At 39.6% G+C, this 25816-nt stretch carries 23 protein-coding genes; 19 read left to right on the plus strand and 4 right to left on the minus strand.

Annotated features, from left to right (window positions below):
• Nucleotides 1–5: 5 nt before the first annotated feature.
• Genes BG04_RS30590 through BG04_RS17200 form a run of 5 tightly spaced genes read left to right on the plus strand, consistent with a single transcriptional unit; the run spans nucleotide 6 to nucleotide 4859 of the window.
• A complete protein-coding gene (locus BG04_RS30590; RefSeq protein ID WP_155276311.1) occupies nucleotides 6–176 on the plus strand; it encodes a hypothetical protein in 171 nt (56 codons plus the stop codon).
• Between the two features lie 60 nt (nucleotides 177–236).
• On the plus strand, nucleotides 237–1361 hold the full coding sequence (gene wecB / locus BG04_RS17185) for a non-hydrolyzing UDP-N-acetylglucosamine 2-epimerase (RefSeq protein WP_034653736.1): 1125 nt from the start codon (nucleotides 237–239) through the stop codon (nucleotides 1359–1361).
• Between the two features lie 24 nt (nucleotides 1362–1385).
• Nucleotides 1386–2267 carry a UTP--glucose-1-phosphate uridylyltransferase GalU gene (gene galU, locus BG04_RS17190; RefSeq protein ID WP_034653733.1) on the plus strand — a complete coding sequence of 294 codons (882 nt, stop codon included), beginning with the start codon at nucleotides 1386–1388 and terminating at the stop codon, nucleotides 2265–2267.
• A gap of 58 nt (nucleotides 2268–2325) precedes the next feature.
• Nucleotides 2326–3579, plus strand: coding sequence for a glycosyltransferase family 4 protein (locus BG04_RS17195; protein WP_034653730.1), 1254 nt, complete (start codon nucleotides 2326–2328; stop codon nucleotides 3577–3579).
• Entirely contained in the window at nucleotides 3576–4859 is a 1284-nt protein-coding gene (locus BG04_RS17200) for a glycosyltransferase (protein ID WP_034653727.1), read from the plus strand. The genes BG04_RS17195 and BG04_RS17200 overlap by 4 nt, the downstream gene beginning before the upstream one ends.
• A gap of 151 nt (nucleotides 4860–5010) precedes the next feature.
• Here the strand turns inward: BG04_RS17200 and tagU are convergent, their stop codons facing one another.
• Nucleotides 5011–5973, minus strand: a complete 963-nt coding sequence (tagU, locus tag BG04_RS17205; RefSeq protein WP_034653725.1) for a polyisoprenyl-teichoic acid--peptidoglycan teichoic acid transferase TagU — start codon at nucleotides 5971–5973, stop codon at nucleotides 5011–5013.
• A 195-nt stretch (nucleotides 5974–6168) separates the two neighbouring features.
• Here tagU and BG04_RS17210 point away from each other — a divergent pair, with 195 nt between their 5' ends.
• The 5 genes from BG04_RS17210 (at nucleotide 6169) to BG04_RS17230 (ending at nucleotide 12686) form a co-directional block, all read left to right on the plus strand.
• Nucleotides 6169–6930 (plus strand): SGNH/GDSL hydrolase family protein, encoded by a 762-nt coding sequence (locus BG04_RS17210; protein WP_034653723.1) that lies wholly within the window; start codon nucleotides 6169–6171, stop codon nucleotides 6928–6930.
• A 511-nt stretch (nucleotides 6931–7441) separates the two neighbouring features.
• Nucleotides 7442–8194 carry a CpsB/CapC family capsule biosynthesis tyrosine phosphatase gene (locus BG04_RS17215; RefSeq protein WP_034653720.1) on the plus strand — a complete coding sequence of 251 codons (753 nt, stop codon included), beginning with the start codon at nucleotides 7442–7444 and terminating at the stop codon, nucleotides 8192–8194.
• A 278-nt stretch (nucleotides 8195–8472) separates the two neighbouring features.
• On the plus strand, nucleotides 8473–9240 hold the full coding sequence (locus BG04_RS17220; RefSeq protein ID WP_034653715.1) for a tyrosine-protein phosphatase: 768 nt from the start codon (nucleotides 8473–8475) through the stop codon (nucleotides 9238–9240).
• A gap of 100 nt (nucleotides 9241–9340) precedes the next feature.
• On the plus strand, nucleotides 9341–11062 hold the full coding sequence (locus tag BG04_RS17225) for a pyruvate oxidase (protein ID WP_034653712.1): 1722 nt from the start codon (nucleotides 9341–9343) through the stop codon (nucleotides 11060–11062).
• A gap of 43 nt (nucleotides 11063–11105) precedes the next feature.
• Complete coding sequence (locus BG04_RS17230; protein ID WP_034653710.1) at nucleotides 11106–12686, plus strand: FMN-binding glutamate synthase family protein; 1581 nt, start codon at nucleotides 11106–11108, stop codon at nucleotides 12684–12686.
• 24 nt (nucleotides 12687–12710) lie between these two features.
• Here the strand turns inward: BG04_RS17230 and BG04_RS17235 are convergent, their stop codons facing one another.
• Nucleotides 12711–13337 carry a GntR family transcriptional regulator gene (locus BG04_RS17235; protein ID WP_034653707.1) on the minus strand — a complete coding sequence of 209 codons (627 nt, stop codon included), beginning with the start codon at nucleotides 13335–13337 and terminating at the stop codon, nucleotides 12711–12713.
• A 293-nt stretch (nucleotides 13338–13630) separates the two neighbouring features.
• Here BG04_RS17235 and garR point away from each other — a divergent pair, with 293 nt between their 5' ends.
• From garR to BG04_RS17255, 4 genes are all read left to right on the plus strand, one after another.
• Entirely contained in the window at nucleotides 13631–14533 is a 903-nt protein-coding gene (garR, locus tag BG04_RS17240; protein WP_034653705.1) for a 2-hydroxy-3-oxopropionate reductase, read from the plus strand.
• Nucleotides 14530–15969, plus strand: a complete 1440-nt coding sequence (locus tag BG04_RS17245; RefSeq protein WP_034653703.1) for a four-carbon acid sugar kinase family protein — start codon at nucleotides 14530–14532, stop codon at nucleotides 15967–15969. Before garR ends, BG04_RS17245 begins: the two co-directional genes overlap by 4 nt.
• Before the next feature lie 106 nt (nucleotides 15970–16075).
• Nucleotides 16076–17434, plus strand: coding sequence for a GntT/GntP/DsdX family permease (locus BG04_RS17250; protein ID WP_034653701.1), 1359 nt, complete (start codon nucleotides 16076–16078; stop codon nucleotides 17432–17434).
• Between the two features lie 137 nt (nucleotides 17435–17571).
• Nucleotides 17572–18051, plus strand: a complete 480-nt coding sequence (locus BG04_RS17255; RefSeq protein WP_034653697.1) for a competence protein ComK — start codon at nucleotides 17572–17574, stop codon at nucleotides 18049–18051.
• Between the two features lie 101 nt (nucleotides 18052–18152).
• On the opposite strand, the gene BG04_RS17260 is transcribed toward BG04_RS17255, so the two are convergent.
• Nucleotides 18153–18644 (minus strand): sigma-70 family RNA polymerase sigma factor, encoded by a 492-nt coding sequence (locus tag BG04_RS17260; RefSeq protein ID WP_034653695.1) that lies wholly within the window; start codon nucleotides 18642–18644, stop codon nucleotides 18153–18155.
• A gap of 412 nt (nucleotides 18645–19056) precedes the next feature.
• On the opposite strand from BG04_RS17260, the gene BG04_RS17265 reads away from it, so the two are divergent.
• From BG04_RS17265 to BG04_RS17285, 5 genes are all read left to right on the plus strand, one after another.
• Nucleotides 19057–19803: a hypothetical protein gene (locus tag BG04_RS17265; RefSeq protein ID WP_034653692.1), complete on the plus strand. Its 747-nt coding sequence runs from the start codon at nucleotides 19057–19059 to the stop codon at nucleotides 19801–19803.
• Nucleotides 19804–20532: 729 nt separating this feature from the next.
• Nucleotides 20533–22947, plus strand: coding sequence for a nitrite reductase large subunit NirB (gene nirB, locus BG04_RS17270; RefSeq protein ID WP_034653689.1), 2415 nt, complete (start codon nucleotides 20533–20535; stop codon nucleotides 22945–22947).
• A gap of 18 nt (nucleotides 22948–22965) precedes the next feature.
• A complete protein-coding gene (gene nirD, locus BG04_RS17275) occupies nucleotides 22966–23292 on the plus strand; it encodes a nitrite reductase small subunit NirD (protein WP_013055862.1) in 327 nt (108 codons plus the stop codon).
• Between the two features lie 72 nt (nucleotides 23293–23364).
• Nucleotides 23365–24135 (plus strand): uroporphyrinogen-III C-methyltransferase, encoded by a 771-nt coding sequence (gene cobA, locus BG04_RS17280; RefSeq protein ID WP_034653686.1) that lies wholly within the window; start codon nucleotides 23365–23367, stop codon nucleotides 24133–24135.
• 24 nt (nucleotides 24136–24159) lie between these two features.
• Nucleotides 24160–24996 (plus strand): formate/nitrite transporter family protein, encoded by an 837-nt coding sequence (locus BG04_RS17285; protein ID WP_080743088.1) that lies wholly within the window; start codon nucleotides 24160–24162, stop codon nucleotides 24994–24996.
• Nucleotides 24997–25212: 216 nt separating this feature from the next.
• Here BG04_RS17285 and BG04_RS17290 read toward each other — a convergent pair whose 3' ends face one another.
• A complete protein-coding gene (locus BG04_RS17290; RefSeq protein ID WP_034653683.1) occupies nucleotides 25213–25539 on the minus strand; it encodes a cyclic-phosphate processing receiver domain-containing protein in 327 nt (108 codons plus the stop codon).
• Nucleotides 25540–25816 lie beyond the last annotated feature (277 nt).

Consider the following 25816-nt stretch of genomic DNA (forward strand, 5'->3'; position numbering starts at 1 on the left):
AGCTATTGAGCAGTATAGAAACCATGAAAGAATTTAATCATTTACCTAAGAGTGTGAAAAAGGCTGTGCGGTATATGTACCAAGATGCATCTTACGATCAGCTGCTGATTTTAAAGAAACATTTAGCACATGCCATTCAGCAGAAAGAACAAGAACTTTATAAAAAAAGAGACTAGTATTTTCTATTAAAAATACTAGTGCTTTTATACATAATTTAATGAAACTAGGTGACTACATTGCAACAGCGTATTAAAGTAATGACGATTTTTGGAACACGTCCAGAAGCCATTAAAATGGCTCCCCTTGTATTAGAATTAAATAAACGTTCAGAAGAATTTGAATCTATCGTGACAGTAACCGCTCAGCACCGTGAAATGCTAGATCAAGTGCTGCGTGTGTTTGATATTACACCGGATCACGACTTGAACATTATGAAAGACCGTCAAACGCTTATGGACGTCACAACACGCGGACTTCAAGGACTAGATCAAGTCATGAAAGAAGTTCAGCCTGATATCGTACTTGTTCACGGCGATACAACAACAACCTTCATCGCAGGTCTTGCGGCTTTTTATAATCAAATCAAAGTAGGTCATGTAGAAGCGGGTCTTCGTACATGGAATAAATATTCTCCGTACCCGGAAGAAATGAACCGCCAGTTAACAGGAGTATTAGCGGACCTTCATTTTGCTCCTACTACAAAATCTGCTCATAACTTATTGAAGGAAAATAAAAAAGAAGAAACGTTGTTTATTACAGGAAACACAGCAATTGATGCACTGAAAACGACCGTGTTAGAAGAATATTCTCATCCGGTATTAGATCGTGTAGGCGACGACCGCCTAATTCTGTTAACTGCTCACCGCCGTGAAAATCTTGGTGAACCAATGCGCAATATGTTCCGCGCGATTAAACGAATTGTAGAGGAACATGATGACGTACAAGTTGTCTATCCTGTGCATTTAAATCCTGTTGTTCGTGAATTGGCAGATGAAGTGTTAGGAAATGATCCTCGCATTCAATTAATTGAACCTCTAGAAGTAGTGGACTTCCATAATTTCGCTTCGCGTGCTCATATCATTTTAACGGATTCAGGCGGCGTGCAAGAAGAGGCTCCTTCATTAGGTGTACCGGTATTAGTGCTGCGTGATACAACAGAACGTCCTGAAGGCATTGAAGCTGGAACGTTGAAGCTTGCAGGTGTAGAAGAAGAAACTATTTATTCACTTGCTAAAGAGCTTCTAACAAATGAAGAAGAATATGCTCGTATGTCTAAAGCATCTAACCCGTACGGTGATGGCTTTGCTTCAAAACGTATTGCTGATGCGATTAGCGAATATTTTAGTGCTCAAAATAAGTAATTAGTAGATGGGGGAAGTTTAATCATGTCAAAAGTAAAAAAAGCGATTATTCCAGCTGCGGGATTAGGTACACGTTTCTTGCCAGCAACAAAAGCAATGCCAAAAGAAATGCTTCCAATTGTAGACAAACCGACTATTCAGTACATCATTGAAGAAGCAATTGAATCTGGTATTGAAGATATCATTATCGTAACGGGTAAAGGAAAGCGTGCGATTGAAGATCATTTTGATAATGCTCCTGAACTAGAACAAAACCTTGTAGAAAAAGAAAAGTTCGAGCTTCTAGAAAAAGTGCGTCAATCAGCGAATGTAGAAATTCACTACATCCGTCAAAAAGAGCCAAAAGGATTAGGGCATGCGGTTTGGTGTGCGCGCAAATTTATTGGAGATGAGCCGTTTGCTGTGCTGCTCGGAGACGACATTGTTCAAGCAGAAACACCTTGCCTGCGCCAGCTGATGAATCAGTATGACGAAACATTATCTTCTGTGATCGGTGTGCAGACGGTTCCAGAAAACGAAACGAATCGTTATGGAATTGTAGATCCTATTTCAAGCAATGGACGCCGCTACCAAGTGGATACATTCGTTGAAAAGCCAGCGCTAGGAACAGCACCTTCTAATCTAGCTATTATGGGACGCTATATCTTCACGCCTGAAATCTTCAAGTTTTTAGAACAGCAGGAAATAGGCGCAGGCGGAGAGATTCAATTAACGGATGCGATTCAAAAGCTTAACGAAATTCAGCGCGTATTTGCTTACGACTTTGAAGGGAAACGTTACGATGTGGGTGAAAAGCTCGGATTTATTCAAACGTCGCTAGAATTTGCTCTTCAGCATGAAGATTTACGTGATGATTTACTTACATTTATGGATGAGCTATTACAGAGAGAAAACGTAAAAGCTTAATTGATGTTTCACTAGTTCGCTTGGCGAGCTAGTGAAATTGTATTGGAGTGAAGTTGCTTTGACAAAAAGGGTACTTGTGATTTCTCAACATTTTTATCCTGAAATCGGTAGTGCAGGAAATCGTATAAAAAATATATATAAACTCTTAAAAGATGAAAATTATGACGTAAATGTACTGACGACTGAGCCCACATATCCAAATAAAAAGATCTATCATGACGAACAGTTTTGGGATGATGAGTCAATTGATGAAGAAAATGATGTAACGCGCATTGGTGTGAAAAATCGCAAGTATTCTAGAAGTATTATCAATCGTTTAATGTATTATTTAGAAATTGCTTTTAAAATGATGCTATTCATTTTAACCGACCGAAAACAGTACGATGTGATTTTCGTTACATCTCCGCCTATTTTTATTGCTGTCGTCGGGCTGCTTGCCAAATACCGTTACCGGAGGCCACTTATTTTAGACATTCGAGATTTATGGCCCGAATCGTTAAAAGGCGTAGGGGTATTCAATTACCCAGTCGTTATTTCTGTGTTCAGCCGCCTAGAAAAAATTCTCTATGTGAAAGCTGATCATATTATTGTAAACAGCGAAGGCTTTATTCGGTTTATGACAGAGAAATATGCTATTCCGTTAAATAAAATTCATTTTATGCCTAATGCTGCAAATCGTAATGAAATTTCGATGATTGAATCTGGAAGCGACGTATTTAAAGTTATGTATGCAGGCAATATTGGTTTAGCACAAGATGTAACGGTTCTAATGGAACTTGCAAAAGAATTAAATGAGTATAGTATTGAATTGACAGTCATGGGATATGGGTTTAAAAAGAAAGAATTTGTACGTTTTGCCAAAGAGCATAAGTTAACAAATGTTCGATTTATTAAACCGACTACTCGTCAAGAATGTTTACATATTATTTCTGAACACCATATTGGAATTGTGACGTTGAACGGTAATCGAGTATTTGAAACGGTTCTTCCTGGTAAAATCATTGATTATATGACGTGTGGTATTCCTATTGTCGCTTCGGTTTCTGGCTATGCTAAAGACGTGATTGTTTCACATGAAGCTGGAATTGTATCAGATACGAATACAGCAGATGACATGCTAAGACATATCTTATACTTGTATCAGAATCCTTCTAAAAGAAGTGAAATGTCTCGTAATAGCTTAAATTATGTGAAAAATCATTTCTTCTGGGAGAAAAATATTGAAGTATTAATACGTTTAATTGAGAATAAAAGTTCTGAGCAGCTGCATATAGAGCAGCCAGAATCAGTGGATAAGGTTGAAGTGTTATGAGAAAAAATGTTTGTATGTTTGTATGGAATCATTTTACCAATGACGCGCGTGTCCTGCGCGAATGTACGGCTTTATCAGAGAATGGTTATGCCGTTGATTTAATTTGTATTCACGACCCGAACAATCCGGATTTGAAACAGTATGAAGAAGTAAACGAACATTTTCACGTTCATCGCGTAAAGCGTTATCCTTCCTCGCTGCTTTTTATGAAAAAAGCGTATCGTGCACTTCTAAAATATAAAGTGCTTGCTCTGATCGCTTTTTTACTGTGGTTAGGAGCAGCGTACGTAGCTCCTTACGTAGTCCTTCCTGTTACAATTGTAGCTGCTCTGTTATTAAAAACGAAGCTGCAAGTGGTCTGGGTAAGAGGAAGTATTATCTTAAGGATGATTTTAAAAGGCAGGAAGAAGAAATACGAGATTTATCACTCGAATGATTTAAATACGTTGCCTCAAGGATTTATCTGTTCAAAGCTTCGCTTTAAGCGTAAGTATCTTGTCTATGATTCTCACGAGGTGCAAACGAGCAGGACGGGCTACGACAGCGGTGTATACGCAAAGATGGAATCTTTCTTTATTAATAAAATTGACTCTATGATTGTAGAAAATCATACGCGTGCAAAATACAATGAAGATTTATATGGTTTTTATCCGAACGTCGTTTACAACTATCCATTTCAACCCAAAAAGCGTGATCAAGAAACGATTGATTTACATGAACGTTTAGGGCTTCCTGAAAATGAAAAGATTCTGTTGTATCAAGGTGGTATTCAAACGGGAAGAGGCCTTGAAAAGCTTGTTCAAGCAGCGCCGTTATTTAAAGAGGGGACACTAGTCTTTATTGGAGATGGACGTATTAAACCAGAGCTAGAGCGTATGGTAGCGGAAATGAAGTTAGAAGATAAAGTGAAATTCATTCCGAAAGTACCGCTACAAGATTTACCGAAGTATACAAAAAGTGCGTACTTAGGTTTTCAAGTATTAAATAATGTTTGTTTCAATCATTACTCAGCTTCTTCAAATAAATTATTTGAATATATCATGAGCGATGTGCCTGTGGTAGCATGTGATTTCCCGGAGATTAAAAAAGTAGTAGAAGGCGAGCACATAGGATTGTGTGTAGACTCGCATGATTACGAAGAGATTGCTAGTGCTGTCAATCAGTTGTTAAGAGATCCTATGTTACGTACAACGATGAGTCATAACTGTAAAACGGCTAAGTTTAAATACAATTGGGAAAATGAGCAAATGGAGTTTTTAAAAGTCTATCAGGCAATATAAAATAGATGAAAATAACTTCTTTTTTTGGTTCTTTTATTACTGTTATTAAAGCTAGGGACAAATAAGAAAAATAAAAGCAAAAAGACGACATTTTAAGGATGTCGTCTTTTTATGTCCGTTTTAGAAAGGCAATTTAAGATTCTAAAATTTTTTATTTTAGATTTAAACTTTCTTTTAATTCAGTAGATAGTTGGTTACGGGTGTCATCAGATACGGCATAATAGTAGATACCGTTAATCTTTTCGCCTTTTCCATTTATTTGCAGCTGTTCTGAATTTTTACGTGCGTCTTTATAGTTTGATTGAATCTGTTTCATATCATCAAATGTAAGGTTTGTTTTTACATTTTGACCAATCGCATCTAAGATCGTACCGTAGTTTGTTAAAGATTGAACGCTAGCTCCTTCGTCAATAACGCCTTCAATTACTTGACGCTGGCGCTGTTGACGTCCAAAGTCACCGCGAGGGTCTTGTTTACGCATACGGGTGAAAGCCAATGCTTCTTTACCATCTAATTTCAAAGGTCCTTTTTGGAAGCTGTAGCCGTCGTAATTAAACGCAAGGTTATTATTTACAGTTACGCCCCCAACAGCGTCTACAATGTCTTTAAAGCTTTCCATATTCACTTGAACATAATAGTCTACAGGAACATCTAAGAATTTTTCTACCGTATTTACAGCCATATCTACGCCACCAAAAGCATAAGCATGGTTGATTTTATCTTGTGTTCCTTTTCCTACAATTTCAGTTCGCGTATCACGTGGAATACTTACCATCTTCATAGACTGTGTCTTTGGGTTTACCGTCATTAAAATAGTAGAATCTGAACGTCCTCGGTCACCGGCACGCTGATCTACTCCTAACAGTAAAATAGAAATAGGATCGCCATTTTCCAAACTCACTTTATTTGAACGTTTTTCAGATACATCACGTTTTAACGGTTCATGAGTTTGTGTGAATGTCTTTTCAACGGAATGCCATATGCTATATGCATAGCCTGCTACACCTAGAATTAATACTAAAATAATACCAAGAATAATTTTGAACGCGCGTTTCTTTTTCGGTTTCTTTCGCTTGCGTCTGCGCGCATTTGAAGGTTGTACTTGTTCTTCCATATGAAGCCTCTCTTCCTTTTCCTTATGTATTGATAAAATAAATGTCTTCTATGTAAGCCATTATTCTTATCTTTTTCATCAGAAAATACGTCAAAATGATTAAAAAAATGACAAATTTAATCAAATTTCTTCATGTACTTTAAAATTATATTATAATAAAAGAAAAAAAGAAAGATATAGTAAGGGAGACAATTTATGAAAATTTTAATTAACGTATTTGCTATTCTCATCTTTGTTTCATCTTTAGTAGCAGGAAAGATGTATTGGAATCATCAATTAGATAAACAATTTGAAACAAAGCCTACAAAAGTAAGCGCAGCAGAAACAGAAAAAGATATGCAAACCGAGACTAAGAATCTGCCAGAATCAATTGTAAAGAAATTAGAGAATGCAAAGAAAATAGGAAATCCTGTAAAACTTGTAATTGTCGGATCCGCTCCTGAGAAAGACGTACAGACGTGGGGAACTTTACTGAAAGATAAAGTAGAAGATACATATGGAACGGATTTAATAAATGTAGAGTTGTATGAATACAAACAGATGAATACATTACAATTTGTGAAAACAAAAACGTATGAAGAAATTACAAAAGCAAAGCCTGATATCTTGCTTTTTGAACCATTTTTATTAAATGATAACGGCGTAGTAGGTATTAACAATACAATTGATAACTTGCAAATTATTATGAAGCATATTGAAAGTGAAAATAAAGACCTAGTTACTATTTTTCAACCATCAGCTCCGGTCTATCAAGCTCAAAATTACCCTAACGATGTAAATGCTTTAGAAACCTTTGCTAAAGAAAATGGATACGAGTTTGTAAATCATTGGAGTGCATGGCCAAATTATAATGAGGAAGACATTTTAAAGTATTTATCTGATGAAAATGGTCAACCGAATGAAGAGGGAGAAAAGATATGGTTTAAATTTCTCTCTGAGTATTTTACTAATTCATAATGAAAAAGCACGCTACCTTATAAAAAGGGTGCGTGCTTTTATTTTTTAATTTGTTACAACAGGTAAAAGTAAAGCGTTAAGCTGTTCTAAAAATCTTTCATAGTATGCTGGCTAAGAATGCCTGTGCTTAAGGCTCCATCTATTTATGCTTTTCATCTGACATGAACGCTTGGAGGTAAGTAATATTATTAATTTATTTATAAATATACTTTAATTGTTAAACAGGAAGCCAGAATTTGGACTCAATACGGAGATCTCGAAGGGAATATCCAATTAACATTTAGGTACATTTACTCATTATGATGCTCTAACTATTTTAGTTCATTTCTTTTTAACATTTTCTTCAAGAAAAGAATGCTACATTTCAATACAAAAGGAACGTCTATCAATCCCAAAAGAGAGCATGAGCAAAAATAGATACTTATGCTAGAAGATAGAAAAAAAGCCCTGTGATATAATATAATTCATGGAATACTATCCATGATCTGAGGCATAGAAAGAGGAGAAAAAAATGATAGATATATATACCAATATCTTGCCAAATGTGAACAGTGGTCCCAAAAGTGTAGAAGAATTTTTAGAAATGGCAAATGTATTAGTGAAACAAGGAGTAACAGAAGTCGTAGCAGCACCTCTTTATGACGGAAAAGATTCCAGCTGTAGAGAAGGTGTTGATCTTGCAAATGAATGGTTAAGAAAATCTTCTATTTCGTTAAGCGTTTTACCAGGTCAAAAAGTAATTGCCTCTACCAATATGATTATATCAAATGAAGAGTATTACACGATGACAATAAATGAAAATGAAAAATATATGTTTTTACACATTCCACAAGACGTGGAAATTGAAGTGTTAGAAAATATTGCATACGAGCTTCAGCTAAAAGGTATTGTACCGGTTTTAAATGAGCCTGAGTGCCATTCATTATTTGTAGAGAATCCCGCGCACTTGTACAAGCTCGTAAAAAATGGAGCAGTCGTTCAGCTGTCTGCACAAAGTGTGCTGGGAGGCAACGGCAGTAAAGCTAAAAAAGCAGCTTATCAGTTCATTGATCACGGATTAGCACACGTTATTGCATCAGGTGTAAATCGTGAAAACTACCAGCAGTACGGCTTGCAAAAAGCTTATTCTGCCGTTTCTAAAAAATACGGCAACAGCAAGCTTTATCATTTTATGGAAAATGCTGAGGCCATTGCGAGCGGGAAAGCTGTTTATAAACAAGAGCCTGAACGCATCAAAAAAACAAAATTTCTAGGAATCTTTTAAATTTCCCTTTGTACCCTGATTAACTTCTGTTTAATCAGGGTATTTGCATACAAAGACCTATTTCAATCCCTTCTTTTATCATCATTATTTGGAGTTATTTTACAAATTATGTTTGCGTTTTCACATAGAGTGATAGTAAAATATTGTTAGTTGAGTAGATGACAGGAAAGTACGCAGTTTTCCGGGGTTCGTGGTGGTAAATGTCGAGAAGAATACATAGTTTCACACGAGAAATCGTCGTAGAATAGAGCTATACAAAACGCAGGGAGGGAAATAAAGTGATTGATATTCATACGTACATATTGCCTAATATCGATAGCGGACCTGAGGAAGTAGACGGCTTTTTGAAGATGGCACGCTCCTTAGCGGATCAAGGCGTTCAGTCCGTTGTGGCTACGCCGCTTTATGACAGCGATCAAGAGTTTATGAAACACCATTTATTTCTCTATGTGAACGCAGCTAATGAATGGCTTACAAATTCATATATTCCTCTTCAAGTATTACCAGGTCAGCTTGTCCCTTTATCGCCTCAGCTTCTGCGAAACTATGAGCGAAATCAGCTTCTTACGCTTAATCACACGGATAAATATTTGTTTCTTTCACTGCCTGAATATGATATCTCACCTTATTTTGAAAAAACGCTGTATGATCTTCTCACAAAAGGCGTTGTGCCTATTCTACGTTCACCAGAATGTCATCCGATTTTCCGAGATCACCCTGAGCGTTTGTATGAGCTTGTTAAAAAAGGCGTACTTGTTCAGCTAAGCGCCGCTAGTATTCTCGGTTTAAACGGAAAAAAAGAAAGAAAAGCGGCGTGTACATTTATTAAATACCGCTTAGCCCACGTGATTGCCTCTGGCGTTCATGCTCGCAATTACCACGACTATTCACTTTCAAAAGCGTATGATTATATTTCCGATATGTACGGTGCTTCAGAACTTTATTTTTTTATTGAAAATGCGGAAGCGATTATCGACGGTCGTCCGGTGCATCAATTAGACCCTGAGCCGATGAAAAAATTTAGTTTATTTAAATTATTTAGCTGAAAACAAGGGACTTTTCCATAAAAACGGGAAAGTCCCTTGTTTTGTCTTTCTTTCATTGTGGTATGGAATAGAAACAACGTTAAAGAAAGGAAGGCTGAATATGATAAAAACTACAGCTGGCAAAGCAGCTATGTCGGTATTAAAAGAATGGAATATTGATCACATTTTCGGTATGCCAGGAGATTCCATCAATCATTTTATGGACAATCTGCGCAGTGAAAAAGATGAAATTGAATTTATTCAAGTCCGTCACGAGGAAGTAGGCGCACTGGCGGCATCTTCTTACGCTAAAATTACAGGCAAAATCGGTGTGTGTCTGTCAATTGGAGGGCCGGGTGCGATTCATTTATTAAACGGCTTATACGATGCAAAAGCAGACGGTGCACCGGTGCTAGTGCTAGCGGGACAGGTGCCTCGTGCGAAGCTTGGTAATGAATCGTTTCAAGAAGTGAATTTAGAACGTGTTTTTGACGATGTGTCGGTGTTTAATCACCGAGTAGATTCACCTGAATCATTTCCGCATCTGCTGCAGCAAGCGATTCGAACGGCTTATGCGAAAAAAGGCGTCGCGGTATTAGTTATTCCAGATGATATTCCGTCTTCAACGATTAAAATTGATGAAAAAACGCCAATTGCGAATGTATCAAAATCCATTTCTCATAGTGACCCGGAAGATGTAGCTAAAGCGCTTCTAGCGATTAAATATGCAAAAAAACCGGTTATTTTAGCAGGAACAGGTGCAAAGCATGCGAAGCTCGAACTAGCGCAGTTTGCGGAGAAAATCGCAGCGCCGGTTATTTTTACGCTGCCCGCTAAAGGAATACTGCCTGACCGTCACCCTTATAATCTAGGCCAGCTCGGGCAGCTTGGGACGAAGCCTGCGTATGAAGCAATGGAAGAAACCGATTTGCTGATTATGGTTGGAACTTCGTATCCATACCGTGAGTTTTTACCAGATGGAGCCGAAGCAATACAGCTTGATTCCGATGCCACACAAATCGGCAGACGCTATCCTGTATCGATCGGGTTAGTCGGTGACTCTAAAACGACGCTGTCGCAGCTTACGCATAATTTAGATTATCAAGAAAACCGCCGTTTCTTAGAAGAGTGTCAAGTTAATATGGAAAACTGGTGGAAGCACGTAGAAAAAGAAGAAAACGAAGTGAGTACGCCAATCAAGCCGCAGCAAGTCATTCCTAAGCTGCAAAAAATCGTTGAGGATGATGCGATTGTATCTGTTGATGTCGGGAACGTTACGGTATGGATGGCAAGACATTTCCGCATGACGAATCAAAAATTTGTGGTTTCAAGCTGGCTGGCAACGATGGGCTGCGGACTTCCGGCAGCCATTGCAGGAAAGCTTGCTCATCCTGAAAAACAATCGGTAGCCGTATGCGGTGACGGAGGCTTTACGATGGTCATGCAAGATTTTGTGACGGCTGTGAAGTACAAGCTGCCGATTGTTGTCGTCGTCCTTAATAACAGTGAAATCGGCATGATTAAATATGAACAAGCGCTTCAAGGTCACTTGGATTACCAAACGCAGCTTGGTGAAATGAACTTTGCGAAGTTTGCTGAATCATGCGGAGGAATTGGCTACCGCGTTGAAAAATACGAGGAGCTCGAAACAGCGTTTGAAAAAGCAGCGCTTGCGAATGTCCCAGTGGTAATTGATGTTGTTATTGCGGATGAACCGCCGCTTCCAGGCAAAATTTCATTCGGACAAGCAGCCAATTATTCAAAACATATCATGAAAAAATTCTTTAAAGAACATGAGCTCGAAATGCCGCCGCTTCGTAAAGGACTAAGCAGAATGCTTTAATCAGTGACTCTCCGCATAGGAGAGTCTTTTTAGGAGGGATATCATGGGAGTGTTTGAAATCATTTTACTTATTTTTGGCGCGGTCATGATGCTTGTGATTGTAGTGCCGGTTATTATCGCTATTATTCTTTGGATAAAAGATGAAAAACAAGAAGAGCATTCGGTTTTGAGAAACTATCCGCTGCTCGGTAAAATGCGCTATATTTCTGAGAAAATGGGGCCTGAACTGCGTCAGTATTTATTTTTAAATAATAACGAAGGCAAGCCGTTTTCTAGAAATCAATATGAACAAACCGTTAAGTCAGGTAAATACCTCAACCGAATGATGGGGTTTGGCTCAGAGCGTGATTTTAATGAACCGGGCTATTATATTCGAAACGCGGTGTTTCCAAAGCAGCGCGATGAAATGAAAGCGGATAATACGCAAAAAATTAAAACAAAAGTATATAAAATGGACGCCGATAACTTATTTAGCCGAAGAGAGCACCGAGAAGAAAAAGAAGCGGATCCATTTTATTTGCGGGATGAAGATGCGATCGTTATAGGGCCTTCATGCAAAAATCCGTTTGTTGTAAAAGGATTAATCGGTCAATCAGCCATGAGCTTTGGAGCGCTTGGTGACCACGCGATTACCGCTTTATCACTAGGATTAGGACGAGCAGGCGGCACGTGGATGAACACGGGAGAAGGCGGACTGTCACCTTATCATTTAAAAGGAAACGTCGATATTATTTTTCAAATTGGTCCAGGACTCTATGGCGTTCGGACAAAAGAAGGCGAATTTTCATGGGAAGAATTTAAAAAGAAAAGCGAAATGAAGCAAATCAAAGCGTTTGAAATCAAGCTCGCCCAAGGAGCTAAAACGCGAGGCGGTCATGTAGACGGTTCAAAAGTAACGGAAGAAATCGCAGAAATCCGCAACTTGAAGCCGGGAGAGTCTGTAGACAGTCCAAACCGCTTTAAAGAGTTTGCATCGTATCCTGAAATGTTCCAGTTTATTGAAAAACTTCGAGATGTGGGCGGCAAGCCAGTAGGTATTAAAATGGTTGTTGGAAACACAAATGATCTTGAAGAAATGGCAGCGTATATGAAAGAGACGGGAAGCGGTCCTGATTTTATTACAATCGACGGAGCAGAAGGCGGAACCGGCGCATCGTTTCAAGAATTAGCGGACGGAGCGGGCGTACCGCTGTTTTCAGGACTTCCTTTTGTGGATGAACTGCTTAAAAAGTATGGCGTTCGTGATGAAGTGAAGCTTTTTGCATCGGGCAAGCTGTTAACGGCTGATAAAATTGCGACGGCTTTATCATTAGGTGCCGACTGCGTTAATATTGCCAGAGGCTTTATGTTTTCTGTTGGCTGTATTCAAGCGGAGGTTTGTCACAACAATAAGTGCCCAGTCGGTGTAGCCACAACAGATCCTAAGCGGCAAAAAGCGCTTATTATTGAAGAAAAGTCATACCGCGTGTGCAACTACGTGCTGTCATTACGTGAAGGATTGTTTAATTTGGCCGCAGCAGCCGGTATTGATTCGCCAACGAAGTTTTCAAAAAAACACGTGGTGTTCAACAACAGCAGCGGACAGTTAGCTGATATTTCTACAAAAGAAAAGATGTATGTATAAAAAAGCTGCCAATCGGCAGCTTTTTTATTGTCTTCTTTGAAGCAAATGCAGGCAAAACTCTAAGTCTTTTTGAAGATGCTCTTGCATTAAAGCTTCGGCTTTTTCGGCATTGCGTTCTTTAATAGCGTTATAAATGTCTTCGTGTTCGTCGATTAAAAACGGGCGGTTGTAAAATACGACCGTATGACGGAATAAGTAAATGATCGACTGCATGCGGTCGATGATATTAATCATTACCTCATTGTTGCTTGCGTTCACAATAATGGCGTGGAAACGTTCATTTGCGCTCATAATTTCTTCAAACGAGCCGTTTCTTCCGATATCTACGCATTCCTTTAATTCTTCTAATTCGTTGTCAGACAAAAAAGTTGCGGCAGCTTTAGAAGCTGAGCCTTCTAATAACATTCGTACTTCAAACAAGTTGCGTAAGTCTTTTTCTGTCGGTGACACCACTTTTTTTCGAACAATCAGTCCTTCATATTCTAAGCGTCTGATGGAGTCACGAATCGGCGTTCGGCTGAATCCAAGCTCGCTCGCTAATTTTTCTTCGACAATTTTTGTACCGCCTTCAAGCTCACCATTTAAAATTTTATCTCGAATCATTTCATAAGAAGGGTGATGAGACGAACGAGAACCTTGATTTCTTAACATACTCTGCTTCACCTCTAGCATTCGACACGAGGAAATCTCGTCTCTTTCTCTCTTTAGTTTTTATCATTTTGTACGCGTATACCCAAATCATACTATAACTTGTGAAAAGGTGGGACGGAAAGTTTCGCTTTTGGAAATAAATTTCATTTTAAAAAAGGCTAGACAAATAAATAGAATGCGAATATGATGAGTGTATACAAAATTATCAGAAATGTATACAAAAAATATTTTAACGTATACATTATTTTTTAAAACGTATTTGAAAACGTATACAACAAGGGGAGGAAACGAAAATGACAAAACGCGTTGGATTTATTGGACTTGGAATTATGGGAAAACCGATGACGCTCAATTTATTAAAAGCAGGTTTTGAGGTAACGGTTTACGATATTAATAAAGCAGCAGTAGAAGAAGTGAAGACAGCAGGAGGATTTGGAGCAGAAAGCCTTGCTGAAGTTGCGGTGAACAGCGACGTGATGATCACGATGCTTCCGGCTTCACATCATGTAAAAAGCGTAGTGCTTGGAGAAGAAGGGTTAATTCATAGCGCAAAAAAAGGAAGCGTTATCATTGATATGAGCTCCATTTCACCGGTAGCATCAAAAGAAATTGCCGCTGAGCTCGCACAAAAAGGAATTCACATGCTAGACGCTCCGGTTAGCGGCGGAGAGCCAAAAGCAATTGATGGTACGCTTGCGATTATGGTTGGAGGAAATGAACATATCTTTGAAAGCGTTTCACCTATTCTTCATGCGATGGGAGCAGAAGTAACGCTTGTTGGTGACAACGGAAGCGGCGTAACGGCTAAGCTTGCAAACCAAGTCATTGTAAACTTAAATATCGCAGCGATGTCTGAAGCACTTGTACTAGCAGCCAAAGCAGGCATTGACGTTGAAAAAATGTATCAAGCGATTCGCGGCGGATTAGCAGGAAGCGCTGTATTAGATGCAAAAGTACCGCTGATTTTAGACCGCAACTTTGTAGCAGGCGGACGCATTGATATTAACTTAAAAGATATGACAAACGTGATGGAAACGGCTCATGACATTGGCGTACCGCTTCCGCTTTCAAGTCAGCTTGTGGAAATTTTCCATGCGTTAAAAGTAGACGGAAAAGCAAGCGATGATCACGGCGGAATTGTGCAGTACTATGAAAAATTAGCAAACGTTGAAGTGAAAAAGAAGGTGGAAGCATGATTAAACAGCAGGAAAAACGTCTTGTAAGCGATGTGTTTAAAGACATTCCAGGGGTCGATGAGGCACTTGTACAAAAAATGCTTGATGAAGAGCTGCTGACGTTTAATCAAAAAATCATCGTACTGGATGATGATCCGACGGGTGTTCAAACGGTTAACGGTATTTCCGTGTACACAGACTGGAGCAAAGACAGCATTAAGCAAGGATTTTTAGAAGAAAACTCCATGTTTTTTATTCTAACAAATTCACGCGGATTTACCGCTTCTGAAACGGAAAAAGCCCATGCGGACATTGCTGCTGTTATTACAGAGGTGGCGGCTGAAGTAAATAAAGAGTTTTTAATTATCAGCAGAGGTGATTCGACTCTTCGCGGTCACTATCCGTTAGAAACAGAAGTGTTAAAGAAAACGGTTGAACAGCACTCCAATCAAGTGCTTGACGGCGAAGTGATCTTTCCTTTCTTTAAAGAAGGCGGACGATTCACCATTGATAACATTCACTACGTGCAAGATGAAGACTACTTAGTGCCGGCAGGAGAAACGGAATTTGCAAAAGACCGTACGTTTGGCTACAGTAAATCTCATTTAGGCGAGTGGGTAGAAGAAAAGTCAGAAGGAAAATTCAAAGCAAGTCATACGACGTATATTTCGCTTGGAAGCATTCGTGCACTTGATTTAGTGACGATTACCAATCAGTTAATGGAAGTGAAAGACTTTAACAAAGTGATCGTGAACGCAGTAGATTATGTGGACGTGAAAGTTGTGACGATTGCACTTCTTCGCGCGATGAAGCTTGGAAAGCACTTTATGTATCGTAGCGCTGCGGCTCTAACAAAAGTGATGGGCGGCGTGAGCGACAAAGACCTTTTAACAAAAGAAGAGCTCATTAAAGAAAAGTCGTCAAACGGCGGATTAATTATGGTTGGTTCGCATGTTAAAAAAACAACAGAGCAGTTAGAAGAATTAAAGAAATGCAGCTTCATTGAATTTATTGAATTTGATTGTCATCTTGTCTTAGAACCTGAAAAGTTTGAAGCAGAAGTGAACCGTATTATCAATGAAGCAGAGAAGCTTATTTCACAAGGTCAAACGGTAGCTGTGTATACAAGACGCGAGCGCTTAGATCTTGGCGAAGGCAAAAAAGAAGAAGAGCTTAAATTATCGGTAAAAATTTCAGATGCGGTTACAAGCATTGTTCGCCGCTTAAACGTTCGTCCAAACTTTATCGTCGCAAAAGGCGGCATTACGTCAAGTGATATTGGCGTAAACGGCTTATCCGTAAAGCGTGCGACCGTTGCTGGACAAATCAAGCCGGGCATTCCGGTATGGGTAACGGGAGACGAAAGTAAGTTTCCGGGCATTGCGTACATCATTTTCCCTGGAAACGTCGGAGCCAAAACAACGCTTCGAGAAACGGTTGAATTACTAAGTAAATAGAAAGAAGTGAACGTACGAGGTGCGTTCACTTTAGAAAATATTTGAAAGCGTATACATTATTTGGATGTACGTACATGAAAAATGGTCACACTAAGGGGATGAACATATGAATTCAGTATTCGGATTAAGTCATGAAGCAAGTCTTTTGCTGTATGCGATTGTATCGATTGTCGGACTTATCTTTTTAATTGCTAAATTTAAAACAAATCCGTTCGTAGCACTGATTGTCGCGGCTTTGTTTATGGGTCTTATTTCAGGTATGAAGCTGCCTGATATCGTAACGGCGTTCCAAGAAGGAGTAGCGAGCGTCTTAGGATTTATCGCGATTGTTCTTGGTCTTGGAACGATGTTAGGTAAAATGATGGCAGAGTCAGGCGGAGCCGAGCGTATTGCCCGCACGTTAATTAACGTATTCGGTGAAAAGAACGTACACTGGGCAATGATGGTTGTAGCCGTTATTTGCGGTATCCCGGTCTTTTTCCAAGTTGGTGTTGTGTTATTAATTCCGCTTGTGTTTGTAATTGCCAAGCATACGGGTACGTCACTTATTAAAATTGGTTTATCATTAATTGCCGGTTTAGCCGTTGTTCACAGTTTAGTGCCTCCGCATCCGGCAGCGATGCTAGCGGTGGATATCTTTAAAGCAGATTTAGGTAAAACAATTTTGTATTCATTAGTTGTGGCCTTTCCAGCTGCAGCCGTAGCAGGTCCGATTTACGGATCGTTCATTTCACGCCGTGTTCACGTAGAGCCAACGGGTGAAATTATGGAGCAGTTCACAGAGTCAAAGCATAAAGATCTTCCTGGTTTCGGGATTACGTTATTCACGATTTTACTTCCAGTACTATTAATGCTTTTAGCAACGATCACTGGGTTTGTTTATCCAGAAACAAGTACGATTCGCTACGTAACAAATTTTATTGGAAGTCCAATCGTTGCGCTGTTAATTTCGCTAGTGTTTGCTTTTTATTCGTTCGGCTTTGCAAGAGGGTACAACAAAGATGATTTATTAAAATTCACAAACGAATGTCTTGGACCCGTTGCTTCGATCATTTTAATCATCGGTGCAGGCGGCGGTTTTAATAAAATTTTAACAGCAAGCGGTGTGGGTGACGCGATTGCAGGATTTGCTCAAGATGCACATCTTTCTCCTATCATACTAGCGTTTGTGATTGCCGGGTTAATTCGTGCAGCAGTTGGTTCAGCAACAGTAGCAATGACAACAGCAGCAGGTATTGTCGCACCCATTGCAGCAACGATGCCAAACGTAAGTCCAGAGCTATTGGTGCTAGCAACAGGCGCAGGTTCGGTGATGCTATCGCACGTAAATGATTCTGGCTTCTGGTTAATCAAAGAATTCTTTAACATGTCAGTTGCCCAAACGTTAAAAACGTGGACAGTGATGGAAACGATTCTATCATTTGCGGCGTTTGCGATGGTTCTTATTTTAGACATTTTTATTTAAAAAAAAGCGCTGGTTTCAGCGCTTTTTTCTTTGATATAAAATATGTTCAAAATATTTAAAATAATGAGAAAAAAAGACTAGATTTTTCCCGTTTCGATAGTATAGAATAGTTATAAAGTAGCAAAGGGGGTAGATGTATGACAAATGATGAAAAATATCAAATTGGTTTGACGACAAAAGCATTGATTCCAGTGAACGATCCTATTCACCGCACAAAGGTGCTGGATGAAGCAGGAGAATACATGCTAAGCAAGACGTGTAAGCAATTATTAGAAGAAGCGTGCATTCGAGAATTAAGTACGTTTAAGGGATCGATTGCCGCCGTTCGAAAAATGTTTCCGTACAAACAGCTTACACCTCTTGTCATTAGTCGTTCACAAGCGATTATTGCGTTTCCTACATCTTCGCCCAATGACTACAGCTGCGCTTGGATTTTCTCCTCTCACGTTCATACTTCACATACGCTTGCTACAGTTCATTCATCCTCCATGCTAATTCACTTCAAAGACGGAACGTTCATTCCAGTTAAGCTTTCTTATTATAGTTTAGAAAAAAAACTGGCCAGAGCAGCTGTTATTCGCAATTACTGTTTAGAAAGTCCGGTTGTCTTGGCATAATGCGTTCGATTTATCGAATAAACTTGTCCTACATATGAACAATCGTTTGGACTACACATATGAACGGAAGGAGGAAGCTTATCATAAGCTTCCTCTTTTTCTTACTCTTGAAGAAGCGAGGCCTTTAGCTTTTTGCGAGCTGCTTTTCCCCAGTTTTTAACGGCTCCCGTAGAGACTCCGTATTTATAGGCAATATCTCTATACGAGTAGCCTTCTAGCAGATGTTCGAGTACATAGATTTTTTCTCTTCCTGTTAAGTGTTCGATATGCTGCTCAATGATTTCACTTTCTAGCGGAACGGGAAGAGCGGGATCTTCGTTTAGTGAAAGCAGGTTTTGCTCAGCAGGTGTTTCACGTTCTTCGTATAAAATGGTGCCTTTTAAATGAGAAAGGATCGTACCGCGCACGGTTGTGTAGGCATAAGCGGAAAAAGAGCCTTTGTTTTCATCAAATTTTTGATACGCTCTCCATAAACCAATCAACGCAATTTGATAATATTCGTCGTAGTCTTTGTAAATGTGAAACTTTTTAATCATCGATACAATTAATGGATGAAAAGATGAAGCGATTTGATCAAACGAGCTTTTTTGCATGTAGCATTCCTTTTTCAAAAACGCGTTTTTGCTGTATTCCGCCGGTATCTCTACTGTACAAGGAGAAGATCACATGCGCGAATGAGGGTACATTATGTTTTCTTTTTAAGAAACGTGACGTAATTTCCCCAGAAACTTCACGTTTCGCTAGGAAATATGCGAAGTATATACGTATTTGTAGAGATTTTACGTACGAAAGGTCCCCCATTCCAAATTCTACTAATCTATACTATTTATATATCTATTATCGATGTAGCAACTCTACCATCACGGAAGAGCAGTGATGGTAGAGTTGCTAGACCTATCCGGATGAGCCTTTGAGGGTATATTCGCAGGAGCTACTAATTTTGAGTTCTTCTTTATGAAAGCAAGCTGCTGAGATTGTAAGAAGAACTTGTAAAGGGGAGATTGAATGAAGGCGATGGTTGGGATAAATGTGGCGGCGGCTGTTTTGTGCGGGGCGGTGATGTATGCGGGGACGCAGCACTGGCAGAAGCAAACGGAAGCGCAGGCAAGTGAAGTAAAAACTGCTGTTGTACATAAAGAAAAACAGTTTTCTGATGTATCTGCTTACACAAAAAATCTTCCGGACTTTATTACAAAGCAAATCCAGTCATCTATCGCAAATAAAAAGCCTCTGACTCTTGTGCTTGCCACATCCGCGAAGGAAGCAGGGTGGCCACAGCAGTTAAAAAAAGAGCTAGCAGCTACATATGGAAGTGATGTATTTACGGTTAAAACACTTTCATATGGTAACGGGACAACTGATAAGCTTTTATCCTCACATATTGCCGATCAAATTGATCAACTTCAGCCAAACATTATTCTGTTTGAAGCACCTCTTAAAAATGATTATCAGCATCTTACGCTAGATGAGACGCTTGAAAATACAGACAAGCTGATTCATCAGCTTAAAGACTTGAAAAAAACCCTTATGATTCAGCCTTCACAGCCTTACATTTCACAAACGGAGTCCTATGAAGAAGGGGTAGAAGCGATCAGGGGAGTATCTGAAGCAAACTGGGTATATTATATGAATCACTCGCTCATTTGGCCCTTTCATTTAGGAGAATATATAAATAAAGACAGCGGTAATTTAACGAAAAAAGGAAATGAAGTGTGGGGAGAGTACGTTGTGAATTGGTTTACAGGAGAATAAAAAGACAAGCCCTATTTAAAAAGGAATAGGGCTTGTCTTTTATAATTTTATTAGATTATGACTTTTCCTCGTTTTATAGTAGTAGCTTTTTGTATCTCTACACTTATAAAGCTTAAAGCCAAAGATTTCTAAAGGAGTCCAAAGTTTTTTAATGTTTACGAGTGGCATTTTAATTCTCTGTTCTGTTCTTTATAAAGGTTATGTATTTTCATTATAAAGAATATAGGAGTGATAGTAAATACTATAAAGAACAGTTTATCTAAAAAATTCTTTATAAAGAATTTTTTGGGATTGTTATTTTTGACGTATATACATTTAGAATTGCTTGGTCTGCGATACAGGCAATAATCAATTTACATATTGATGAAAAGATAGATGATAGATACTAACCAAAGTCTTTAGAACAAGACGATCAAACTATCGCTCATTTTTAATAGGAGTGATTTTTATCATAGCTCAGGTTATTTATTCTTGCTAAATTAATGTTGTGAAAAAGATCACAAAATAAAATGCAAAGGATGATCTTAATTAAGACGTAGTGAGACTACTTATTTTTTTTTACTTGCTGTTAAAGCAATGGAATCGCATACATACCATAACTATGTTAGATAACCTAACACATAAGTTGAACGATTCAGAAAATTCATATATCTTAAATGTATCTTTAAAGATGCATAGAAAATATATCTTTGAAACAAGCAGGTATAGACGCCAGGGGAGGAATGGAAGATGCAAAAAAAGAAACTCGTATTGATTGGAAATGGAATGGCTGGAGTTCGAGCGATTGAAGAAGTATTGAAGGTTTCAAACGAAGCGTTTGAAATTACGATTTTCGGAAGCGAGCCGCATCCGAACTATAATCGTATTTTACTATCAAAAGTGCTGCAAGGAGATACGAATGTTGAAGACATTACGCTAAACGATTGGAACTGGTATCAAGAAAACAATATTACATTATATACGGGCGAAACGGTTACTAGTATCGATTCAGTGAAAAAAGAAGTAGCGACAAACAGCGGCAGAGTAGAATCGTATGATGAGTTGATTTTAGCAACGGGGTCTCTTCCTTTTATTCTTCCGATTCCAGGGTCTGATAAAAAAGGAGTTACGGCTTTTCGAGATATAAAAGACACGGATGAAATGCTGCAAGCATCTCAGCAGTATAAAAAAGCAGCGGTTATTGGAGGCGGACTGCTTGGATTAGAAGCGGCGCGCGGACTGTTAAATCTAGGAATGGACGTATCTGTCATTCATTTAGCTCCGTATTTAATGGAACGTCAGCTTGATCCAACAGCGGGCAAATTGCTTCAAAACGAATTAGAAAAACAAGGCATGAAGTTTTTGCTTGAAAAACAAACGGCGGAAATCGTCGGCGATGAGCGAGTTGAAGGATTATCTTTTAAAGACGGTACGTTTTTAGAAGCCGATTTAGTCGTGATGGCCGTTGGAATTAAGCCAAATGTTCAGCTTGCAAAAGAAGCGGGACTTAACGTAAACCGAGGAATTGTTGTAAATGACTATATGCAAACGGATATCCCAAACATCTACGCGGTTGGAGAATGTGCAGAGCATAGAGGAATGGTATATGGACTGGTAGCACCTTTGTATGAGCAAGGAAAAGCATTAGCAAAAGCGATTTGCGGGGCAGAAAAAGTGCCTTATGAAGGATCAGTTTTATCAACGCAGTTAAAAGTATCAGGTGTTGAAGTGTTTTCGGCAGGCGACTTCACGGAAGATGAAGAGAAAAAAGCGATCAAAGTGTTCGATGAACAAGACGGCATTTATAAAAAGCTTGTTTTGCGAGGCAATCAAATCGTAGGAGCCGTTCTTTTTGGAGACAGCAGCGACGGAAATCGACTGTTTTCAATGATACAAAAGCAAGAAGACGTATCGGATGTCGCAAAAGTGTCAATTTTACAGCCATCTGGCGGTAACGCGGGTGAAAGCTTAGTAGCAAGCATGAGCGCCGATGATATTATTTGCGGCTGTAACGGCGTAACAAAAGGTACGATTGTGGAAGCTATCCAAAAACAAGGATGCTCATCGGTTGATGAAATCAAAGCTTGTACAAGTGCCTCTCGCTCTTGCGGAGGATGTAAACCGCTTGTAGCGGAAGTGCTTCAGCATACTCTTGGCGCTGACTTTGACGCGGCAGCTCAAAAAGAAGCGATTTGCGGCTGTACGACTTTGTCACGAGATGAAGTTGTCGAAGAAATTAAAGCAAAAGGTCTTTCGCATACGCGTGAAGTTATGAATGTACTTGGGTGGAATAATGAAGAAGGCTGTTCGAAATGCCGTCCGGCGCTGAATTATTATTTAGGTATGGTGAATCCAACCGGATACGTTGATGAACGCGAATCACGATTTGTGAATGAACGCATGCACGCGAATATTCAAAAAGACGGCACGTATTCTGTTGTTCCTCGTATGTACGGAGGCGTCACAAATGCAGAAGATTTACGAAAAATTGCAGATGTTGTTGATAAATATGAAATTCCCCTCGTAAAAGTGACGGGTGGTCAGCGTCTTGACTTGTTTGGTGTTAAAAAAGAAGATTTGCCTAGCGTATGGGAAGAGTTAGATATGCCTTCTGGCTACGCGTACGGTAAGTCGCTGCGAACGGTGAAAACATGCGTCGGCGAACAGTTTTGCCGTTTTGGAACGCAGGATTCAATGGGCGTTGGAATTGCGCTTGAGAAAAAATTTGAAGGACTATGGACGCCTCATAAAGTGAAAATGGCTGTATCTGCTTGTCCGAGAAGCTGTGCTGAGTCAGGTATTAAAGATATTGGCTTTATTGGAATTGACGGCGGCTGGGAAATTTACGTGGGCGGAAATGGAGGTACGCATCTTCGCGGCGGAGATTTGTTGTATAAAGTAAAAACAGACGAAGAATTGATGGACATCACAGGAGCGTATTTGCAGTATTACCGAGAAACGGCTAATTATTTAGAACGTACCTCTGCATGGATTGAGCGCATGGGACTTTCGCACATTCAATCAGTGCTTGATGACGCCCAGACGAGAAGAGAGCTGAATATGCGTATGGACGAAGCGTTATCTACGTACCGTGATCCTTGGAAAGAAATCGTCGAAAGCAAAAAGACGAAAAAAGAGCTGTTCGAAACAGTTGTCACATCATAATGCAGGGGGGAAATAAAGATGGTGAATAAAAACATTACAAAAGTATGCGTGGGGTCTATTCATGATTTTCCGGTAAGCCTGGGTAAAACAGTGAAAGTAAACGGAAAAGAAATTGCGGTGTTTAAGCTATCAAGCGGAAAAATACGAGCAATTGAAAATCGCTGTCCGCATAAAGGCGGGGTGCTAAGTGAAGGAATCGTGAGCGGCGACTCGGTGTTCTGTCCGATGCACGACTGGAAAATTTGCCTGCATGACGGTAACGTACAAGAGCCAGACAGCGGCTGTGTAGACACGTACGAAGCGTCTGTTGAAGGAGATTTGCTGTATCTTTTAATTGAAGAATAAGTAACGAGGCGCGTTGATTTTCAACGCGCCACAAAAATTCAAGGGGACATACTCAAAGGAGCGAAGCAGAAGATGAGACAAGGAAAAGTGTACATTGTAGGAGCCGGACCAGGAGATCCAGATTTGCTAACGATAAAAGCAGCAAAATGTTTAGAAAAAGCAGACGTTATTTTATATGACCGACTAGTGAACCCTGTTCTTCTTCAGTATGCAAAAGAAGGAGCCGAACTCGTCTACTGCGGGAAAAAGCCTGGTGATCACTGCGTTTCTCAAGATGATATTCATGATTTGCTTGTATACTACGCAAGAAAAGGAAACACCGTCGTGCGGTTAAAAGGCGGAGATCCGTTTATTTTCGGAAGAGGCGGGGAAGAAGCAGAAGTGCTCGTTCAAAACGGAATTTCGTTTGAAGTCGTTCCGGGTATTACAGCGGGCATCGCGGCACCTGCTTATGCTGGAATTCCTGTGACGCATCGTGAGCTGAGCCGTTCATTTGCCGTTGTGACGGGACACTGTTTAAGCGGCAAGCCGGAAAGTATTCGCTGGGAGCATTTAGCAAAAGGAGTTGATACGCTTGCGATTTATATGGGCGTTAAAAACTTGCCGTATATTTGCCGTCAGCTTTTAGACGCGGGAAAAAGCGCGGATACGCCGGTCGCTCTTATTGAACAAGGCACGACGGTTTATCAGCGCACGGTTACAGGCACGCTTGGCACAATCGTAGACACGGCTGCGGAGCAGCAAGTCAGCAACCCCGCGATGATTGTGATTGGTGAAGTGGTGAAGCAAGCTTCTGCTCTTTCCTGGTTTTTGGAAAAAACAGAAGAAAAAGTATGCGTCTAAGACGAATAAAAGGAGGAAACGCTTTTGCTTAAGAATTCACTGCAGTCAATGAATGAGTTAGCCCGTGAAAAAACGAAGCTTGTGAATGATCATTTGCCGAGTTATTTGCTGTTAGCTGTGCTAGCGGGTGCTTACGTAGGACTGGGCGTTATATTAGCTCTATCGGTAGGAGCGCCTTTAGCTTCTGCTTCTTTACCGGTCGTTTCTCTTGTCATGGGATTATCTTTTGCTGTTGCTCTCCTGCTTGTCGTATTTGCAGGAGCTGAATTGTTTACGGGAAATCATATGGTTTATACAGTCAGTACGCTATCGGGAGTCACCACATGGAAAGATACGTTCAAAAACTGGACGTGGTGTTTTATCGGAAATGCGATAGGTGCGTTTGGACTTTGTTTGTTAATTACCGGAACCGGTTTGTTTAAAGGAATTGAACCGAACCATTTACTTATGACGCTGGCAGCTAAAAAAATGAATTTGCCGGTCAGTGAATTATTTTTTCGCGGCATTCTTTGCAACTGGCTTGTTTGTCTTGCGATTTGGACGGCTGCGCGCACTAAAAGCGATGCGGCAAAGATCATGCTCATTTTTTGGATGCTGTTTGCATTTGTTGCATCAGGATACGAGCACAGCGTGGCAAATATGACGTTTCTTGGCCTAGCTTTATTGCTTCCGCATCCTGATGCGATTTCGGCTGCTGGACTATTTCATAATTTAATTCCTGTTACGCTCGGAAACATCGTAGGGGGAGGATTGTTTGTAGGAAGCATTTACTGGTTCGTGAACGCTAGACAGCTAAAAGAAGCTAAAAAGCAGCCGGCTGCTCTCTCAGCTGACTTGGATTCTGTTAAACTGTCTAAATAGCAAAAAACCGCTCTTTGTACCATATAGTCTGCTTTTAAAGCTAACATAACGGTATTTTAGAGCGGTTTTCTTCTATATAATATAAACTGCTTAAAGCGTATTCACATCTATACGTATCGAACAAGCAGTATCGTTCTTCATTTTATAGAAACAGGAAGTCTGTGAGAATTGAATCCGGACAGATTCTGTTGAAATGAATGTGTGAGGGTGCAGATATCATCGAAGAGGCAGAGGGCATCTTAGAATTTTAATGTTGTTTGGCATTTTATGCTCTTTTTGAGCATCCTTAAAGCAGTTGTACATTGCTTTGCTGCCTAAATGATTAGCGGAGTGAATCGTAATTCGATCGGCATATAAATGATGCTTTACCATAAAATGCACGAGCATTAATCCATTCCGTGTCTTGCTGAGTAAATCGTGATCGAGCGACAAATGTTCAACATCGAATGACCTTAGCAGATCAATACATTCGTCAATCGTTTCGGCTAAAACATGACCGTCAGGGCACTTGCGATAGTCGTCTAGAAAAACATTGATTTTCATGACTGATTCTCCCTTCCTTGCCTTGTATTTAGTGTAACATACATAATGTCATATACCTACCTAAGTCTATTCGACACGTTTTAAGCTATTCCTTCTTAAATAGGGGTAAAAACACGAATTTTTATCATTATTTGCATATTCATGGCGAATAAACAGGAAATAAGGAAAGAGATGTCGAACGAAAAATGAATAGATAAACAGTTTAAACTGGAAATTAACTTTTTTTATTCTGTGATCTTTATTTAAGAAGGTCATTTAAATCCCAGATTTGACAAGG

Source organism: Priestia megaterium NBRC 15308 = ATCC 14581 (genome assembly GCF_000832985.1).
Taxonomy (GTDB): Bacteria; Bacillota; Bacilli; order Bacillales; family Bacillaceae_H; genus Priestia; species Priestia megaterium.

What these genes read in the sequence shown, in the direction of transcription:
- galU (WP_034653733.1), top strand. Translation starts at nt 1,386, where the DNA reads ATGTCAAAAGTAAAAAAAGCGATTATTCCAGCTGCGGGATTAGGTACA.
- BG04_RS17200 (WP_034653727.1), top strand. Translation starts at nt 3,576, where the DNA reads ATGAGAAAAAATGTTTGTATGTTTGTATGGAATCATTTTACCAATGAC.
- tagU (WP_034653725.1), bottom strand. Translation starts at nt 5,973, where the DNA reads ATGGAAGAACAAGTACAACCTTCAAATGCGCGCAGACGCAAGCGAAAG.
- BG04_RS17210 (WP_034653723.1), top strand. Translation starts at nt 6,169, where the DNA reads ATGAAAATTTTAATTAACGTATTTGCTATTCTCATCTTTGTTTCATCT.
- BG04_RS17215 (WP_034653720.1), top strand. Translation starts at nt 7,442, where the DNA reads ATGATAGATATATATACCAATATCTTGCCAAATGTGAACAGTGGTCCC.
- BG04_RS17225 (WP_034653712.1), top strand. Translation starts at nt 9,341, where the DNA reads ATGATAAAAACTACAGCTGGCAAAGCAGCTATGTCGGTATTAAAAGAA.
- BG04_RS17230 (WP_034653710.1), top strand. Translation starts at nt 11,106, where the DNA reads ATGGGAGTGTTTGAAATCATTTTACTTATTTTTGGCGCGGTCATGATG.
- BG04_RS17235 (WP_034653707.1), bottom strand. Translation starts at nt 13,337, where the DNA reads ATGTTAAGAAATCAAGGTTCTCGTTCGTCTCATCACCCTTCTTATGAA.
- garR (WP_034653705.1), top strand. Translation starts at nt 13,631, where the DNA reads ATGACAAAACGCGTTGGATTTATTGGACTTGGAATTATGGGAAAACCG.
- BG04_RS17245 (WP_034653703.1), top strand. Translation starts at nt 14,530, where the DNA reads ATGATTAAACAGCAGGAAAAACGTCTTGTAAGCGATGTGTTTAAAGAC.
- BG04_RS17250 (WP_034653701.1), top strand. Translation starts at nt 16,076, where the DNA reads ATGAATTCAGTATTCGGATTAAGTCATGAAGCAAGTCTTTTGCTGTAT.
- BG04_RS17255 (WP_034653697.1), top strand. Translation starts at nt 17,572, where the DNA reads ATGACAAATGATGAAAAATATCAAATTGGTTTGACGACAAAAGCATTG.
- BG04_RS17260 (WP_034653695.1), bottom strand. Translation starts at nt 18,644, where the DNA reads ATGCAAAAAAGCTCGTTTGATCAAATCGCTTCATCTTTTCATCCATTA.
- BG04_RS17265 (WP_034653692.1), top strand. Translation starts at nt 19,057, where the DNA reads ATGAAGGCGATGGTTGGGATAAATGTGGCGGCGGCTGTTTTGTGCGGG.
- nirB (WP_034653689.1), top strand. Translation starts at nt 20,533, where the DNA reads ATGCAAAAAAAGAAACTCGTATTGATTGGAAATGGAATGGCTGGAGTT.
- nirD (WP_013055862.1), top strand. Translation starts at nt 22,966, where the DNA reads ATGGTGAATAAAAACATTACAAAAGTATGCGTGGGGTCTATTCATGAT.
- cobA (WP_034653686.1), top strand. Translation starts at nt 23,365, where the DNA reads ATGAGACAAGGAAAAGTGTACATTGTAGGAGCCGGACCAGGAGATCCA.
- BG04_RS17290 (WP_034653683.1), bottom strand. Translation starts at nt 25,539, where the DNA reads ATGAAAATCAATGTTTTTCTAGACGACTATCGCAAGTGCCCTGACGGT.